This window comes from Pseudomonas sp. S3_A09 (genome assembly GCF_054668065.1).
This window is the reverse complement of sequence record NZ_CP162752.1, coordinates 2,498,577-2,515,703: the sequence shown is the minus strand read 5'-3', so window position 1 is coordinate 2,515,703 and position 17,127 is coordinate 2,498,577. Positions and strand designations below refer to the sequence as shown.

Here is a 17,127-nt window from a genome sequence, read left to right as displayed (position 1 = left end):
AGGTCCATCATTGGAAATAAAAAGACATGTTATAGTATAACGATTGTGTCGACGATGGTTTTTCTGCTCCAGCCTTTTTTCAGTCATGTCGAGTACGGACGCTCCTTTATTTGCGGTATTTTTCATGCACAGACGTCAGCTCCTAAACCTGCTTCTGGCCAGCCCTCTGTTCACGTTCCCGTTCGCCGCCCACGCCACGCAGATCAGCAATGCACGCCTGTGGCGTTCGGACGAAAAGTTGCGGCTGGTGTTCGATCTCAGCGGACCGGTGCAATACAAGACCTTCACCCTGAGCGCGCCGGAACGCTTGATCATCGACCTCAGCGGCGCCGGGCTCAGTGGTGACTTCTCTCAGTTGGCACTGAAGAACAGCGGGATCACCTCGATTCGCTCCGGGCATTTCGGCAAAGGCGACACGCGCATCGTGCTGGACCTCGCAGCGCCGATGCAGCTCAACAGCTTTCTGTTGCCGCCCCAGGATGGCCAGGGGCATCGCCTGGTACTGGACCTGACCAGCGCCACCCAGGCGCCGCGCCAAATGGCGGCCGAGCCCAAGCCACTGGTGGACAAGGCCCACCCCAAGCGCGACATCATTGTGGTGGTTGACCCCGGCCACGGCGGCAAGGACCCGGGCGCGGTCGGCTCCAAGGGGCAGCGCGAGAAAGATGTGGTGCTGTCCATCGCTCAGTTGCTGGCTAAACGGTTGAAACGCGAGAAAGGCTTCGACGTGAAATTGGTGCGCAACGACGACTTCTTCGTACCGCTGCGCAAACGCGTGGAAATCGCCCACAAGCACAATGCCGATATGTTTATCTCGGTGCATGCGGATGCGGCGCCGCGGGTCACTGCGTCGGGCGCTTCGGTGTATGCCTTGTCGGAAGGGGGCGCGACATCAGCCACGGCGCGGTTCATGGCACAACGGGAAAACGGCGCCGATCTGCTCGGTGCCACCCGCCTGCTTAATCTGAAGGACAAGGACCCGATGCTCGCCGGGGTGATCCTGGATATGTCGATGAACGCCACTATCGCTTCCAGCCTGCAACTGGGCAACTCGATCCTGGGCAGCCTGGAAGGCATCACCAGCCTGCATCAGAGGCGTGTGGAGCAGGCGGGTTTCGCGGTGCTCAAGTCGCCTGACGTGCCGTCGATCCTGGTGGAAACCGGGTTTATTTCCAACGCGCGGGACAGTGCGCGGCTGGTCACCGCGCGTCATCAACAGGCGGTTGCCGATGGCCTGTTCGAAGGTCTGAAAAAATACTTCCAGAAGAACCCACCCATGAACAGCTACATGGCGTGGGTACAGGAACAGAAGAACGGTCAGGTCTAACAGCCGGTCATACGGCTGCAGGTGAATTTGGCGCTGGCGCCACCCGAACTGGAAAACCGGTTGAGGGTGGTCCAGCCCACACGCCGTGTATAGCCGACCCACGCTTCCCCATCCGATGCCAACCCGGTAAAGAACGTCAGCTGCCCGTAGCGGCTGTTGGTCTGTGCCCAATAGCGTTTGCCGATCACCTCGTAGCCGCGCAAATACGTGGTGCTGCCGACCGTCGCCACACTGTAGGCATTGCCCAAGGGGTCGACACACGCGAGCAGGTTGGCGCTGCGCGTGCAGTCGGCCAACAGGCTAGGCGCCTGGGCGCAGGCAGGTCCTGCGGCAATCAATAACAGGGCGCACACCAAGTATCTCATCGGGTTTCTCAAGGCTGGAGAGTGTTGAAGCATTGCGCCCTTCGTCGTGGCGAGCAAGAGGGGATTGGCTTATTTGCATTGTTATACTATAACATTGAAAAACAGCCTGACCCGTGAACCGCTCCCATGACCGAACAAGACCTCCTGGCCCAGTCTTGCGCCGACTACATGAATGAAGCCCAGCAAGGTTTCTTCCGTGAGTTGCTGCTGAGCCAACGCACTGAATTGCAAGCACGCATCGACGCTGAGTTCCTGGTACTGCGCGAGCAGGAAACCAACAGTGATCCAGCCGATGTCGGCAGCGCCGAAGAACAGCGGCAATGGCAACTGCGCCTGCTGGAACGGGAAAAGAAGCTGCTGGACAAGATCGACGACGCCCTGGAATTGCTGGCCCGCGGCGAATACGGCTGGTGCCGCGAAACCGGCGAGCCCATCGGCCTACAGCGCTTGTTGCTGCGTCCTACCGCCACCCTGTGTATCGAAGCCAAAGAACGTGAAGAGCTGCGCGAACGCCATAGACGGGCGAGTTGACCGGCCAACCCTGATGAGGAATACCTAATGCCCAATCGTCTCCCCGTTACCGTGTTGTCCGGTTTTCTCGGTGCCGGTAAAAGCACGCTGCTCAATTACGTCCTGCGCAACCGCGAAAACCTGCGAGTGGCGGTGATCGTCAATGACATGAGCGAAATCAACATCGACGGCAGTGAAGTCCAACGCGACGTCACGCTCAACCGCGCCGAAGAAAAACTGGTGGAGATGAGCAACGGCTGCATCTGCTGCACCTTGCGGGAAGACTTGCTGGAAGAAGTCGGAAAACTCGCCAAGGAAGGTCGCTTCGATTACTTGCTGATCGAGTCCACCGGTATTTCAGAACCCTTGCCCGTGGCCGAAACCTTCACCTTTCGCGACGAAAATGAGCAAAGTCTGGCCGATATCGCGCGCCTGGATACCATGGTCACCGTGGTCGACGGCATGAATTTCTTACTCGACTATCAGGCTGCCGAGAGCCTGGCCTCGCGCGGTGAAACCCTCGGTGAAGATGACGAGCGCTCCATCACTGACCTGCTGATTGAGCAGATCGAATTCGCCGACGTGATCCTCATCAGCAAGATCGACCTGATCAGCAGCCGCGAACGCGAAGAGTTGATGGCGATCCTTGAGCGCCTCAACGCCCAAGCGGAAATCATTCCGATGGTCATGGGCGAAGTGCCGCTGAACAAAATCCTCAACACCGGCCGTTTCGACTTTGAACGCGCCGCTCAGGCCCCGGGCTGGTTGCAGGAACTGCGCGGTGAGCATGTGCCGGAAACCGAGGAATACGGCATCGCTTCCACAGCCTACCGTGCGCGCCGGCCGTTCCATCCCCAGCGTTTCTTCGACTTCATCGACCGTCCGTGGGTCAACGGCAAACTGCTGCGCTCCAAAGGTTTTTTCTGGTTGGCCAGCAAGCATAAGGAGGCGGGCAGCTGGTCCCAGGCCGGCGGTTTGATGCGCCATGGTTTTGCCGGACGCTGGTGGCGCTTTGTGCCTAAAAGTCAGTGGCCTCAGGACGAAGAAAGCATCGCGGCGATCATGGGCAACTGGCAACTGAGCACAGGTGATTGCCGCCAGGAACTGGTGTTTATCGGGCAAAACCTCGACTTCACCCAACTGCGTGCCGAGCTGGACGCATGCCTGCTCACCGATGAAGAAATGGCCCTGGGCGTCGAAGGTTGGCGCCTGCTGGTCGATCCCTTTGGCCCTTGGTATGAGGAGGCCGTCGCCTGATGCTGGCCCCGGCTATTTCCCTGCGCCCCGTGATTCGCCAGACACGCGGTGACACCCCGATGGCGCTGTCCGGCATTCTGGAAGATGGCGTCAATCTGGCCGTGTGGGAGCGGCGGTTGCCGTTGCACATCGCCGAGTTCGGCGCCTTGCTGGTGGCGCTCAATGAGCCATTGGCCGATTCCCTGGTGATCGAGCTCAACAATGAAGACGCCGTGCCCAACCTGCAGGGTTTGGCGTCCAGTTGCCGTGACCTTGAGGGCTACGAAGGCTTTATCGCCGATGTGTCGTGGCTGGTCAGCGCGTTTGCCTGCCTGCTGGGTGCCAAACGTATCGGCGTGCGATTGAGGTTGCTGGATAAGGCGATGTGCCCACGTTTTCACGTCGATCATGTGCCGGTGCGGCTGATCACCACCTATGCCGGAGTCGGCAGCCAGTGGTTGCGCGAGGGCGTGATGGATCGCCGCCAGCTGAGCCAGCCGGATGCCGAGCCTACCGGGCGTATCGAGCAGATCCATTGCGGCGAAGTCGCTCTGTTGAAGGGCACCAAATGGCATGGCAATGAAGGTTATGGACTGATTCACCGTTCGCCCGCACTCAAGGCTGACGAACGTCGCTTGATCCTGACACTGGATTGGCTCGCATAACCGCGTAGGATCAAACGCTCTACACGGTCCGAACGATGCCCCTCATGCTGCAGAACATTCCCACCCACGTGATTGCCGGGCCCTTGGGCGCCGGCAAGACCAGCCTCATCAAGCATCTGCTCGCCCAGCGTCCGGCCAACGAGCGCTGGGCCGTGTTGATCAACGAATTCGGGCAGATCGGCCTGGACGCCGCCTTGCTCACCCAGGATGACGACGGCATTGCCCTGGGCGAAGTTGCCGGAGGCTGCCTGTGTTGCGTGAATGGTGCTCCTTTTCAGGTAGGACTGGGTCGTCTGTTGCGTAAGGCCAAGCCCGACCGGCTGCTGATCGAACCGTCAGGTCTGGGCCATCCGGCGCAGTTGCTCAAGCAGCTGCGACAGGCGCCATGGCAGGAGGTGTTGTCAGTCCAGCCCTGTGTGGTGGTGTTGGATGCCCAGGCGCTGGCAGCGGGTAAACCGTTGCCACCGTCACAGCAGGCGGCGCTGGCGAGTGCTGGGTTGCTGGTATTGAACAAGGATGAAGGGTTGGACGCGGGACAGCGCCGTGCGATCGAACGGCAGTTGCCCGAATGCCCGCTCTACTGGACCCGCCAGGCGCAATTACCCTTGGACCAGTTACCAGGCCTGAGCGCGCAGGCCTCAGCCGCTGTGGATAAGGTTGAAGTGCCCGAAGGCCTTGCCCAAATGCCGGCTATCTGGGGCGATCCCACGCAACCGATCTGCCTGAGCCAGGCCCAGGAAGGCGGTTGGAGTGTCGGCTGGCGCTGGCACCCAAGCCAGCAATTCGACACCCGCCGTCTTCACCAGTGGCTGACAAGCCTTGAATGGCGCCGCGCCAAATTGGTTATCCACAGCGCCGAAGGCTGGGTTTCGACCAACGCGGTGGATAACAGCGAGCTCACTTGGCAGGCCAGCGAGTGGCGCCGCGATTCACGTATCGAGTTGATTTTCAGCGAGCCACAGGACGTGGCCGCCTTGCAGGTCGCGTTAAACGCCTGCCGTCACTGACGGTTCTTGGTGCCGTGGTCCTGACGCCACTGGCTTAGCTCGATCACTTCGGCGCTGGGCAACGGCGTCTTGATCTCGAACGGGTAGGGCGCCAGTTCGATCTGCGCACTGTGGGCGCCGAATTGGGTGATGGTTCCCGGATGGCGGGTTTCGCCGGTCACGGTGAATTCAAAGTTGTAGATGCGCGCCAGGCGCCGCCGCCCGTTGGCATCCCTCACAAACCCTATGCGCTTGAGCGCTACGGCGCCGTCCAGCAGTTCGATGTCGAGCTTGGCGCAATGCTGCTTGACCCGCTCCAGCGCCCGCTCGCGCAGGCCGTGGTTGTGCCACACCCAGGCGGCACCGGTCGCCAGCAGCATCAACACGAAGATGTTTCCCAGGGTCAGCATGCGAAAGACTCCAACAAAGTGAGAGCAGCTTAACTGTGTCGCCGGTCTGTCGTACAGGCTGGGTTTAGTCGCATACTGCGCGGCCAGAATTTCAATGGCTTTACGGAAATCCCGCGCATGAAACGCACACCTCATCTGCTTGCGATCCAGTCTCATGTGGTCTTTGGCCACGCCGGAAACAGCGCCGCCGTATTCCCCATGCAGCGAGTCGGGGTGAACGTCTGGCCGTTGAACACGGTGCAGTTCTCCAACCATACCCAGTATGGCCAATGGGCGGGCGAAGTATTGGCGCCGCAGCAGATTCCGGCGCTGGTGGAAGGTATCGCCGCGATTGGCGAACTGGGCAACTGCGACGCTGTGCTGTCCGGCTACCTGGGCAGTGCGGACCAGGGCCGGGCGATTCTCAGCGGTGTGGCGCGTATCAAGGCCATCAATCCTAAGGCGCTGTACCTCTGCGATCCGGTGATGGGCCACCCGGAAAAAGGCTGCATCGTGCCCCAGGAAGTCAGCGATTTCCTACTGGACGAAGCCGCAGCCATGGCCGACTTCCTGTGCCCTAACCAGCTGGAGCTGGACAGCTTTGCCGGGCGCAAGCCGCAGTCGCTGTTCGATTGCCTGGCCATGGCCAAGGCGTTGCTGGCGCGCGGGCCAAAGGCTGTGTTGGTTAAGCACTTGGATTACCCCGGCAAGCTGCCGGACGGTTTCGAGATGCTGCTGGTGACCGCGGAAGGCAGTTGGCACCTGCGCCGGCCGCTGCTGGCGTTTCCGCGTCAGCCAGTGGGCGTGGGGGACCTGACCTCGGGGTTGTTCCTGGCGCGGGTACTGTTGGGCGACAGCCTGCTGGCCGCCTTTGAATTCACCGCCGCTGCGGTGCACGAAGTGCTGCTGGAAACCCAAGCCTGTGCCAGTTGGGAACTGGAACTGGTACGTGCCCAGGATCGCATCGCCCATCCGCGTGTGCGCTTTGAAGCCACGCCGATCGGTCTATAAATACCCAGAACCCAGTGTGGGAGCGGGCTTGCTCGCGAATGCGGTGGATCAGTCAAAGATGCATTTACTGACACACCGCATTCGCGAGCAAGCCCGCTCCCACATTTGAATCGTGTTCGCCGCTGTCAGCCTTTGATTTCCTGGTAGCGCTTTTCCAGCTCCTGACGGATCTGACGGCGCTGCTGGGCCTGGACGAACCGGCGCTTGTCTTCGCTGTTGTGCGGTTGCAGCGGCGGCACGGGGGCTGGTTTACGCTGGTCGTCTACGGCCACCATGGTGAAGAAGCAGCTGTTGGTATGGCGCACCGAGCGTTCGCGGATGTTCTCGGTCACCACCTTGATGCCCACCTCCATCGAGGTGTTACCGGTGTAGTTGACCGACGCGAGGAACGTCACCAGCTCGCCGACATGAATCGGCTCGCGGAAAATCACCTGGTCCACCGACAGCGTCACGACATAGCGCCCGGCATAGCGGCTTGCGCAGGCATAGGCCACTTCGTCGAGGTACTTGAGCAGGGTGCCGCCGTGGACATTACCTGAGAAGTTGGCCATATCAGGGGTCATCAATACCGTCATCGACAGCTGGGCGTTTCCGGGTTCCATAGCACACTCACGGGTTGTAGGCATTGGTTTGGGGGGGGCACCTCTGCGGGTGCTGGAATCTTTGCAGCGCCATCCATAACGGGACGCCAGTGGGCGGCTTGCCGTCACGCATGCACCGATCTGTTTCCATATATTGCACCGGCTTTCTGCCGGAAGTCGCGGTGTTAACCTTCAAAAGCCCGTCTCAGGGCATTTCTTACGATCAAGGCAAACTTTTCCTTCCGCACTTTGCGACAGTTCAACGGCGTGGACGGAAGTGGGAAAAGTGTCTGTACCCTCAAGGAGCCCCTCGCCATGCACGCCATCAGCTTTATCCAGGACTTGGCCGTGATCATGTTGGTGGCAGGGGTTGTCACCATCCTGTTTCACCGCCTCAAGCAGCCGGTGGTGCTGGGCTACATCGTCGCCGGGTTCATCATCGGCCCCCACACCCCTCCGTTCGGCCTGATCCACGACGAAGACACTATCAAGACCTTGGCCGAGCTGGGTGTGATTTTCCTGATGTTCTGCCTGGGCCTGGAGTTCAGCCTGCGCAAACTGTTCAAGGTCGGTGCCACGGCGTTTATCGCGGCCTTCCTGGAAATCATCCTGATGATCTGGATCGGCTACGAGATCGGCCGCTGGTTTGACTGGAGCACGATGGACTCGCTGTTCCTCGGCGCGATCCTGGCGATCTCCTCGACCACCATCATCGTCAAGGCGCTCAATGACCTGAAGATGAAGAACCAGCGCTTCGCCCAGCTGATCTTTGGCGTGTTGATCGTGGAAGACATCCTCGGCATCGGCATCATCGCCTTGCTGTCGAGCATTGCCGTCAGCGGCACGGTCAGCTCCGGCGAGGTGTTCTCAACGGTCGGCAAGCTCTCGCTGTTCATGATTGTCGCGCTGGTTATCGGCATTTTGCTGGTGCCGCGTTTGCTGGCCTACGTGGCCAAGTTCGAAAGCAACGAGATGCTGCTGATCACCGTGCTGGGCCTGTGTTTCGGCTTCTGCCTGCTGGTGGTAAAGCTGGAATACAGCATGGTGCTGGGCGCGTTCCTGATCGGCGCGATCATGGCCGAATCCCGCCAGTTGATTAAGATCGAACGTCTGATCGAACCGGTTCGCGACATGTTCAGCGCCATCTTCTTTGTGGCAATTGGCTTGATGATCGACCCACAGATCCTGCTGCAATATGCCTGGCCGATTGCAGTGATTACCGTGGCGGTGGTGCTGGGCAAGATGTTGTCCTGCGGCCTAGGTGCGTTTATCGCCGGCAATGATGGCCGTACCTCACTGCGCGTGGGCATGGGGCTGTCACAAATTGGTGAGTTTTCCTTCATCATCGCGGCGTTGGGGATGACGTTGCAGGTGACCAGTGATTTCCTCTATCCCGTAGCGGTGGCGGTTTCGGCGATTACCACACTGCTCACGCCGTACCTGATCCGTGGCGCCGACCCGCTGTCATTGAAGATCGCGTCGGTAATGCCCAAGCGTTTGAGCCGGGTGTTCGGCATGTATGGCGAATGGCTGCGCAGCATTCAGCCTCAGGGCGAGGGCGCGATGCTGGCGTCGATGATCCGCAAAATCATCCTGCAAGTAGGGGTGAACCTGGCGCTGGTGGTGGCGATCTTCTTTGCCGGCAGCTTTTTTGCTGTGCGAATCGGAGGGTATCTGGAAGGCTGGATCAGTGATCCCAGCTGGCAGAAGGCGTTGATCTGGGGTGGGGCGTTGTTGCTGTCGCTGCCCTTCCTGATTGCGGCGTACCGTAAGCTCAAGGCGCTGTCGATGCTGCTGGCGGAGATGAGTGTGAAGCCGGAAATGGCCGGGCGGCATACCCAGCGCGTGCGAAGGGTGATCGCGGAGCTGATCCCGATCCTCTCGCTGCTGGTGATCTTCCTGCTATTGGCAGCCTTGTCGGCCAGTATTCTGCCGACCAACAAGTTGCTGGTGCTGATCGCCGTGGTCACGGCGGCAGTGGCGGCCGTGCTCTGGCGGTGGTTCATCCGCGTGCATACGCGGATGCAGGTCGCCTTGTTGGAGACGCTGGATAATCACAAGGATACGCCGGAGCACTAAGCGCCTGGGGGTGGGGTCAGCTTTCCAGCCAGACGTCCCGCGCCCAGTGCCACACCGATTCCCAGGTTTCCTCGGTGACGATTTCTTCTTCGCCGGACCACAGCACTACAGTGCCGTCTTCTTCGACGCAGTAGTAGTCGTCGCCGTCCTGGCAGATCGGGATCAGGCTACGATCAACACCGGCGTCCCAGGCGTTGGCGGCAACGTCTGGCAGGTAGGTGTGGGATTGCGGGTCGGTGACGGTCACCGGCTCCAGGCTGCCGTACACCACGTCGCTGACGGTCAGCAGAAACTCTCGGAAGACAAACGGAATGTCGATGAACAGTTGTTCCTCGATTTCCACCAGCAGGTCTTCGTCAGGCAGCTCCAAAGGAACCGGGACCGGTTCGTTGGCTTCACGCAATTGTTCGATGATTTCTTCCACGGCCGGGATCCTCTTGCTAGATGGCGCGGTTTATAGGGGCGTTTTATACAGTAGCTCGCTATAAGTGCAACCGTGAAATAGAAAACCCCGGACAGGTCCGGGGTTTTTTGTATCTGCGTGCTAAGCGTGCAGGGATCAGCCGTTCTGGCGGATACCGGCCACCAGCCAAGGCTGGTTGTCGCCCTGGGCACGTTCCATGTTCCAGCTTTCGCTGAACACTTCGCCCTGGTCGAAACGCGAGGTCTTCGACACACCGCTGAAGGTCAGGGTGGCGATGGTCTTGTCGGCGCGATCATCCACACCTTCCAGCTGGACGCGCAGGTCGTCGATGTAGGTCGACTGGAAGCCGTCGCCCAGGTCGGCGCGTTCGCGCTTGAGGAACTCCAGCAGCTGTGGGGTCACGAACTCGGAGATCTTGTCCATTTCGTTGGCGTCCCAGTGTTGCTGCAGGGACTGGAAGTGGCTACGGGCCGCTTCGACGAAACGCTCTTCGTTGAACCAGGCCGGCGCGTTGATCACCGGACGGGCTGCAGCAGGGGCTGCAGAACCACCGAAGATCGAGCCCATGGCTGGTTTTTGCTCGAACACTTCACGCTGCATCGGCGCGCCGGCTGGAGCCAGGTGCTCCTGCTGCTTGCGGCGACGGGCGGCGATAAAGCGGAAGATCACAAAGGCGATGACCGCCAGGATCAGGATGTCGAAGATCTGCATGCCCTGGAAGCCGCCGCCCATGAACATGGACGCGAGCAGGCCACCGGCGGCGATACCGGCCAGAGGGCCCAACCAGCGCGAAGCACCGCCGGCCTTGGCCGCGGCGCCGGCAGCACCGGCTGCGCCTGCGGTCGCGGCTGCACCGCCCGTGGCGCCGGCGGATGGAGCCATTTGGCTGGTCTGGTGAGTCGGTGCCGCACCGGAACTTTTGCCGCCACCGAAGCGTTTGGCGTTGGCGTCGAGGCTCATCGTCAGGCCGATGCACAACGCCATGGCGATGCTAAGAAAACGTTTCATAAAGGGAATTCCCATTTGTGGATTGCACGCGCGCCATGTTGCACAGGTGTAGTGACACTGGCTAGCGACATAATGTTTCGGGCTTTTGCGTAGGACCGATTCAGAATGGTCTGTAGGACTTATTACAGATATTGGCCCGCGCTCGTTAAATACAAGGGCGGGCCAATAACCTTCATGTAGGCAAATGTTTCAGCTCTGACAGCGGGGAAGACCTCAGAGGGCTTCGAGTTTCGCGTAACCCATCATCAGCCACTTGCTGCCTTCGGCGAAGTTCACCTGCACCCGTGCCTGGGCACCCGCGCCTTCGAAGTTGAGGATCACGCCTTCACCGAACACTGAATGCCTGACCTGCTGGCCAAGGCTGAACTGGGTTTCCGGGATTTCGGAGCCGGCAAACAGGCTGCTGGAGTTCTGCTGCTGGCCTCCGCCGAATGGGCGGCTGACGCTGTTGGACAGGCGCACTTCCTGGATTAGACCCTTCGGCACTTCACGTACGAAGCGTGACACCTTGTTGTAGGTCTCGCTGCCATACAGGCGTCGGGTCTCGGCGTAGGTCATCACCAGGTTCTGCATGGCGCGGGTGATGCCCACGTATGCCAGGCGGCGTTCTTCCTCAAGGCGGCCGGGTTCTTCCAGGCTCATCTTGTGCGGGAACAGGCCTTCTTCCATGCCCACCAGGAACACATACGGAAATTCCAGGCCCTTGGCGCTGTGCAAGGTCATCAGCTGGATGCTGTCTTCATGCTCATCGGCCTGGGTATCACCGGCTTCCAGCGACGCGTGGCCGAGGAACGCAGCCAGCGGCGTCAGCTCTTCGTCTTCCTCGGTGTTTTCGAAGGCACGGGCGGCGCTCACCAGTTCCTCAAGGTTTTCTACCCGGGCCTGGCCTTTCTCGCCTTTTTCCGCTTCGTGATAGGCGATCAGCCCGGACTGTTCGATTACCGTCTGGGTCATCAAATGCAGGGGCATTTGCGCGCACTTGGCCGCCAGGTTCTCGATCAGCTCGACAAACACCCCCAACGCACCGGCTGCGCGGCCAGTCAGGCCTTTATTGACGATGAGCAAGCGCATGGCTTCCCACATCGACACATCGGCATGGCGTGCGTGATCGCGGATGGCCTCGACGGTTTTTTCGCCGATGCCGCGCGCCGGGATATTGATCACCCGCTCCAGCGCCGCATCGTTGCCGCGACCTTCCAGCAAGCGCAGGTAGGCCATGGCGTTCTTGATTTCGGCGCGCTCAAAGAAGCGCTGGCCGCCATAGATGCGGTACGGGATGCGTTCGCGCAGCAAGGCTTCTTCCAAGACCCGCGATTGGGCGTTGGAACGGTAAAGGATCGCGATGTCGCTGCGCGCCAGGCCGGTCTTCAGCGCGCTTTCGATGGTTTCCACCACGTAGCGCGCTTCATCGTGCTCGTTGAACGCGGCGTACAGGTTGATGGCCTCGCCTTCGCCGCCGTCGGTCCACAGCTCTTTGCCCAGGCGCCCGGTGTTGTTGGCGATCAAGGCGTTGGCGGCCTTGAGGATGCCGGCGGTGGAGCGGTAGTTCTGCTCCAGGCGGATGGTCACCGCGTCTGGGAAGTCTTCGGAATACTGGTAGATGTTCTCGATTTTCGCGCCACGCCAGCCGTAGATCGACTGGTCGTCGTCGCCCACCACCATCAGGCTGTCGCCACCCTTGGCCAGCAGGCGCAACCAGGCGTACTGCACGGCGTTGGTGTCCTGGAACTCGTCCACCAGGATGTGGCGGAAGCGCTTCTGGTAATGGGCCAGCAGGCCTGGGTTGTCACGCCACAGGTCGAGGGCGCGCAACAGCAGCTCGGAGAAATCGATAACCCCGGCGCGTACGCAGGCGGCCTCGTAGGCTTCATAAATGCTGCGCATGGTGGCCAGGAACAAATCACCGCTGGCCTGGATATGCTGTGGGCGCAGGCCTTCGTCTTTCTGGCCGTTGATGAACCATTGCGCCTGACGCGCCGGCCAACGCTGCTCGTCGAGGCCCAGCTCGCGGATGACCCGCTTGACCAGGCGTTGCTGGTCATCGCTGTCGAGGATCTGGAAGGTCTGGGCCAGGCCCGCCTCCTGCCAGTGTGCCCGCAACAGGCGGTGTGCCAGGCCGTGGAAGGTGCCCACCCACATACCGGCCGGGCTGATGCCCATCAACTGCTCGATGCGATGACGCATCTCGGCAGCGGCCTTGTTGGTGAAGGTCACCGACAGGATGGAATGCGGGGACGCGTTTTCGACCTGGATCAACCAGGCGATACGGTGCACCAGCACTCGGGTTTTACCGGAGCCAGCACCGGCCAGGACCAACTGACGGCCAACAGGGGCCGCTACGGCCTGGCGTTGGGCATCGTTGAGGGAGTTCAGCAAAAGGGAGAGATCATCGCGCATCGGCGCATTCTATGGCCCCCGGGGAAGTGGGGCAAATACCAATGCCGGGTGGTCGACCGAAAACCACCCGGGTGATGACCGGTCGGTCAATGGCCGCAGCCCGCGGGGCGTCTCGCTCGAGCCCTCTGGCACCGAAGTTTGCGCCGCACGACCGTGCAGATTTTATGACGTAGAGCAGTTTGGCCCAGGCGCTTGCTTGTGTATGCTCCGTCGACGTTTCGGGCTCACCATTATAAGAACACTGCCTATGACCTTCAGCACTGATCTGCTCGGCCCCTCAGCGGCGCCCGCGCAGGTTCTTCGCAAACACTACGCCACGGAGATGGCGGTCGAGCGCACGCGCCTGCTGTATCAGGGTTCGCTGTTGCCGACCCTGTTGATGCTGGTGAATGGCCTGGTCTGCGCCTGGCTGTTGTGGAACCCCAAGCAATACCTGCTGGACAGTATCTGGCTGGTCTGGCTGCTGGCCCTGGTGGCGATGCGTGTGATCCAAGTGGCGGCGTTCGACTCGGCCATGCCCAGCCGCCAGGCTCAGCCGGTGTGGCGGCGTATGTTCATGCTGGGTTCGGCCGTCAGCGGTCTGACCTTGGCCACGGCCGCGATCGCGCTGGTGCCGGTCGATAGCTTCATGCAACAGGCCTGGGTGTTCGGCCTGATCGGCGCGGCGACGCTGTCCGCCAGTGTGGCCTATGCCGTGAGCCTGCCGGCGTTCTTGTCGTTCGCCTTGCCGTGTCTGGTGCCGGCGATCCTTTACCTGTTCTGGACCGGCGACCCGCAGCAACGCGGTTGGGGTGTGCTGGGCCTGATCCTGCTGGCATCCTTGAGCCTGGTGGCGTGGCAGGTCAATCGCCTGATCCAGCGCGGGCTGCTGCGGCGTTTTCAGAATCAGGCACTGATCGAACATCTGCAACAGGCGCAACAGCGCAGCGAGCAACTCAATCAGGAGCTGGTGCGCGAAGTTGAACAACGTCGTCAGGTCGAGCACGAACTGCGCGAAGCCCAGGTCGGCCTGCAGGACCGCGTGGCGCAACGCAGTCAGGAGCTGGACGCCACCCATCTGGCCCTGAATAAAAGCGAAGCGCGCCTGGCCATGGCGCTGCAAGCCAGTGAGTTGGGCCTGTGGGACTGGAACCTGCAAACCGACGAAGTCCATCACACCCAACTCAAGGAGTTGTTCGGCCTGGAGCCGGAATACGTCACGGCCATGCTCAGCCACCTCAAGCCGCGCTTGCACCCTGATGACCTGCCGCTGCTCAAGCGTGCCTTGGTGGAACACCTCAAGGGCCGCAGCGAGGACTACCAGGTGGAATACCGCGTGCGCCACGGCGATGGGCACTGGGTGTGGATCGAAGACCGTGGCCGCGCCGTGGAGCGTGCGCCCAGTGGGCGGGTGACGCGCATGCTGGGTACGCGCCGCGATATCACTGCGGGCAAGGCCCTGGAAGAACAGCAGCGTTTGGCGTCGACAGTATTCGAGGCCGCCAGCGAAGGCATCGTTATCCTTGACCCGGACTACAAGCTGATCGCCGTGAACCAGGCGTTCAGCCGTGTCACGGGTTTTGAAACCGACGACATGATCGGTCGCAATGTGGTCGAACTGCCCAGCAGCCGCGATGCCCGCCGCCACTTCCCAGTGATCCGCCAGGCGTTGCTCAGCCACGGTACCTGGCAGGGTGAACTGGTGGAGACACGCAAGAACGGCGAGCTGTATCCGCAGTGGCTGCAATTGAATGTGGTGCGCGATGTCCGAGGAAAAGTCAGCCACATTGTGGGCTTCTTCGCCGATCTCTCGGCGCGGCGCGAGTCCGAAGAGCGCATGCGCTACCTGACCCATTACGACGAATTGACCGGCCTGGCCAACCGCTCGCTGTTCCGCGAACGGCTGCGCGAGGCTCACCAGCGCGTACGCCAGGGCGGGCGCAACCTGGCGTTGCTACACATCAACCTCGACCGCTTCAAATTGCTCAATGACAGCCTGGGCCATGAAGTTGCCGACCAACTGCTGCAGAAAATGGCACGCCGCCTGATCAACGCTTTACCTGAGGCTGACACCATCGCGCGTCTGTCCGGGGACGAATTCGCTGTGCTGTTCGACGCCTACGGCAACCTGTCCAGTCTTGCGCGAGTGGCCACGCGGTTACTGGCCAAACTGCGGGTGCCCGTGACGGTGGAGGGGCATGAGCTGGTAGTGAGTGCCTCGATGGGTGTCAGCCTGTTGCCGGACAATGCGCGGGAAATTTCCGCACTGGTCAGCCAATCCAACATGGCCATGCAACATGCCAAACACCTGGGCGGTAATAACTTCCAGTTCTACACCGACAGCCTGCAAGCCAGCACCCTGGAGCGTTTGCAGCTGGAAAACCACTTGCGCAAAGCCATTGATGAGGGCCAGCTCACGGTGTTCTATCAGCCGAAACTCTGCCTGGCCACCGGCAAGCTGAATGCTGCCGAGGCGTTGATCCGCTGGGAGCATCCGCAGTGGGGCATGGTGCCGCCGGGGGACTTTATCGGCCTGGCCGAAGAGACGGGTCTGATCGTGCCACTGGGCGAGTTCGTGCTGCGCGAAGCCTGCTGGCAGGCTTGTGAATGGCAGCGCCAGGGGCTGGCGCCGATCCGGGTGTCGGTGAACCTGTCGGTGCATCAACTGCGCCAAGGCAAGCTGGTCAGCCTGGTGCGCCAGGTGCTCGAAGAAACCGGCCTGGACCCGCAATACCTGGAGCTGGAACTGACCGAAAGCCAATTGCTCGACAGCGTCGAACACATCATCGCCACCTTCCAGCAACTGCGGGACCTGGGCGTGAAACTGGCGATCGACGATTTCGGCACGGGTTATTCGTCCCTGAGCTATCTCAAACGCATTCCCGTGGACTATGTGAAGATCGACCAGACCTTCATCCGTGGGCTGGGCCAGGGGCGTGAAGACGCGGCCATCACCCGCGCCATCATCGCCATGGCCCACGGGCTGGCGCTCAAAGTGGTGGCCGAAGGCGTGGAAGATCAACAGCAGCTGGATTTCCTGCGCGGTGAACGTTGTGACGAGGTGCAGGGCTATTTGATCAGTCGGCCGATGGAGGCCAAAGGGCTGGCAGATTTGTTACGGAAAAATGCGGATTTTCCCTAGTGATGCCTGGGGCCGCCCTGTGGCTACAACTTGGCCGCCCTTAGATTCAAAGGGGGGCGGGGCGATTTAGTGATGCGCCGGACGGGCAAAACGACAATTCTTGTAGTATAACTACAAGCTTGCTACATCCCTGGCCCTGCCCATAACAAGAGTCCTGCCCTTTGAACCTGTTGCAACATATCGCCCAGTCGCGCCACCTGTTACGCAAATCGGAACTCAAGGTTGCCGATCACGTGCTGCTTGACCCTGCGGCTGTGATGCACAGTTCCATGGCCGACCTGGCGCACAGCGTGGGCATCAGCGAGCCGACCATCGTGCGCTTCTGCCGCGCCATCGGCTGCTCCGGGTTCCAGGACTTGAAACTCAAGCTGGCGCAAAGCCTGGCCGCGGGTGCCAGCTTTGGCCAATTCGCGATCCATGAAGACGACTCCGTCGCCGACTACAGCCTGAAAATCTTCGACACCACCCTGCACACCTTGATGGAAGTGCGGGAGAAGCTTGACCCGGTGGAGTTGCAAAAGGCCGTGACCGCCATGTCCCAGGCCCAGCGTGTCGAGTTCTATGGTTTTGGTGCTTCTGGCGCGGTGGCTGCCGATGCCCAGCACAAATTCTTCCGCTTGCTGCTCACCGCAGCGGCCTACAGCGACCCGCACATGCAGGCGATGTCGGCGGTGACCTTGAAGCCTACGGACGTAGCCATCTGCATTTCCCAGTCGGGCCGTTCCAAAGACCTGCTGATCACCGCCAACCTGGTGCGTGAAAGCGGTGCATCGCTGATCACCCTGTGCCCGAGCCAGACGCCGTTGGCGGAACTGTCCACGGTCAACCTGGCGATTGATGTGCATGAAGACACGGAAATCTATACGCCGCTGACCTCGCGTATTGCCCATCTGGTGGTGATCGACGTGCTGGCGATGGGCGTGGCCATGGCGCGCGGGCCGAGCCTGGTCAACCACCTCAAGAGCGTGAAGCGCAGCTTGCGCAGTCTTCGCCTGTCGCCTAAATCGGTCAAAGCCCTCGACGATTGA

Annotated in this window: 15 protein-coding genes; 9 read left to right on the top strand and 6 right to left on the bottom strand. The window is 60.8% G+C overall.

Features of this window, described 5'->3' with window-relative positions:
- Positions 1-124: 124 nt before the first annotated feature.
- Entirely contained in the window at positions 125-1,327 is a 1,203-nt protein-coding gene (locus tag AB4N92_RS11940) for an N-acetylmuramoyl-L-alanine amidase (protein WP_236266752.1), read from the top strand.
- Here the strand turns inward: AB4N92_RS11940 and AB4N92_RS11935 are convergent.
- The gene (locus AB4N92_RS11935) at positions 1,324-1,692 is read right to left on the bottom strand and encodes a glutamine synthetase (protein WP_137205828.1); all 369 of its coding nucleotides are present in this window, start codon (positions 1,690-1,692) and stop codon (positions 1,324-1,326) included. The two genes, AB4N92_RS11940 and AB4N92_RS11935, sit on opposite strands and share 4 nt — an antisense overlap.
- A gap of 126 nt (positions 1,693-1,818) precedes the next feature.
- Between AB4N92_RS11935 and dksA the strand changes: the two genes are divergently transcribed.
- Genes dksA through AB4N92_RS11915 form a run of 4 tightly spaced genes read left to right on the top strand, consistent with a single transcriptional unit; the run spans position 1,819 to position 5,110 of the window.
- A complete protein-coding gene (gene dksA, locus AB4N92_RS11930) occupies positions 1,819-2,223 on the top strand; it encodes an RNA polymerase-binding protein DksA (protein ID WP_010207636.1) in 405 nt (134 codons plus the stop codon).
- Positions 2,224-2,250: 27 nt separating this feature from the next.
- Positions 2,251-3,459 carry a zinc metallochaperone GTPase ZigA gene (zigA, locus tag AB4N92_RS11925; RefSeq protein WP_010207635.1) on the top strand — a complete coding sequence of 403 codons (1,209 nt, stop codon included), beginning with the start codon at positions 2,251-2,253 and terminating at the stop codon, positions 3,457-3,459.
- Positions 3,459-4,103, top strand: a complete 645-nt coding sequence (locus tag AB4N92_RS11920; protein ID WP_236266751.1) for a DUF1826 domain-containing protein — start codon at positions 3,459-3,461, stop codon at positions 4,101-4,103. The genes zigA and AB4N92_RS11920 overlap by 1 nt, the downstream gene beginning before the upstream one ends.
- A gap of 44 nt (positions 4,104-4,147) precedes the next feature.
- On the top strand, positions 4,148-5,110 hold the full coding sequence (locus AB4N92_RS11915) for a CobW family GTP-binding protein (protein WP_236266750.1): 963 nt from the start codon (positions 4,148-4,150) through the stop codon (positions 5,108-5,110).
- Here AB4N92_RS11915 and AB4N92_RS11910 read toward each other — a convergent pair.
- Positions 5,104-5,499: a DUF3301 domain-containing protein gene (locus tag AB4N92_RS11910; RefSeq protein ID WP_198831536.1), complete on the bottom strand. Its 396-nt coding sequence runs from the start codon at positions 5,497-5,499 to the stop codon at positions 5,104-5,106. The genes AB4N92_RS11915 and AB4N92_RS11910 overlap by 7 nt on opposite strands.
- Positions 5,500-5,616: 117 nt before the next feature.
- Between AB4N92_RS11910 and pdxY the strand changes: the two genes are divergently transcribed.
- The gene (gene pdxY / locus AB4N92_RS11905; RefSeq protein ID WP_010207628.1) at positions 5,617-6,489 is read left to right on the top strand and encodes a pyridoxal kinase PdxY; all 873 of its coding nucleotides are present in this window, start codon (positions 5,617-5,619) and stop codon (positions 6,487-6,489) included.
- A 125-nt stretch (positions 6,490-6,614) separates the two neighbouring features.
- Here pdxY and AB4N92_RS11900 read toward each other — a convergent pair whose 3' ends face one another.
- A complete protein-coding gene (locus tag AB4N92_RS11900) occupies positions 6,615-7,091 on the bottom strand; it encodes an acyl-CoA thioesterase (protein ID WP_010207626.1) in 477 nt (158 codons plus the stop codon).
- Positions 7,092-7,385: 294 nt separating this feature from the next.
- On the opposite strand from AB4N92_RS11900, the gene AB4N92_RS11895 reads away from it, so the two are divergent.
- Positions 7,386-9,149, top strand: coding sequence for a cation:proton antiporter (locus AB4N92_RS11895; protein WP_010207625.1), 1,764 nt, complete (start codon positions 7,386-7,388; stop codon positions 9,147-9,149).
- Between the two features lie 16 nt (positions 9,150-9,165).
- Here AB4N92_RS11895 and AB4N92_RS11890 read toward each other — a convergent pair whose 3' ends face one another.
- The 3 genes from AB4N92_RS11890 to uvrD all read right to left on the bottom strand — a co-directional run bounded on the left by AB4N92_RS11890 (position 9,166) and on the right by uvrD (position 12,978).
- Entirely contained in the window at positions 9,166-9,573 is a 408-nt protein-coding gene (locus tag AB4N92_RS11890) for an SMI1/KNR4 family protein (protein ID WP_010207624.1), read from the bottom strand.
- 135 nt (positions 9,574-9,708) lie between these two features.
- Positions 9,709-10,581 carry a Tim44 domain-containing protein gene (locus AB4N92_RS11885; RefSeq protein ID WP_010207623.1) on the bottom strand — a complete coding sequence of 291 codons (873 nt, stop codon included), beginning with the start codon at positions 10,579-10,581 and terminating at the stop codon, positions 9,709-9,711.
- Positions 10,582-10,794: 213 nt separating this feature from the next.
- Positions 10,795-12,978: a DNA helicase II gene (gene uvrD, locus AB4N92_RS11880; protein WP_010207622.1), complete on the bottom strand. Its 2,184-nt coding sequence runs from the start codon at positions 12,976-12,978 to the stop codon at positions 10,795-10,797.
- A gap of 247 nt (positions 12,979-13,225) precedes the next feature.
- On the opposite strand from uvrD, the gene AB4N92_RS11875 reads away from it, so the two are divergent.
- Complete coding sequence (locus AB4N92_RS11875; protein ID WP_047542419.1) at positions 13,226-16,099, top strand: EAL domain-containing protein; 2,874 nt, start codon at positions 13,226-13,228, stop codon at positions 16,097-16,099.
- A gap of 161 nt (positions 16,100-16,260) precedes the next feature.
- Positions 16,261-17,127 (top strand): transcriptional regulator HexR, encoded by an 867-nt coding sequence (hexR, locus tag AB4N92_RS11870; protein WP_003177007.1) that lies wholly within the window; start codon positions 16,261-16,263, stop codon positions 17,125-17,127.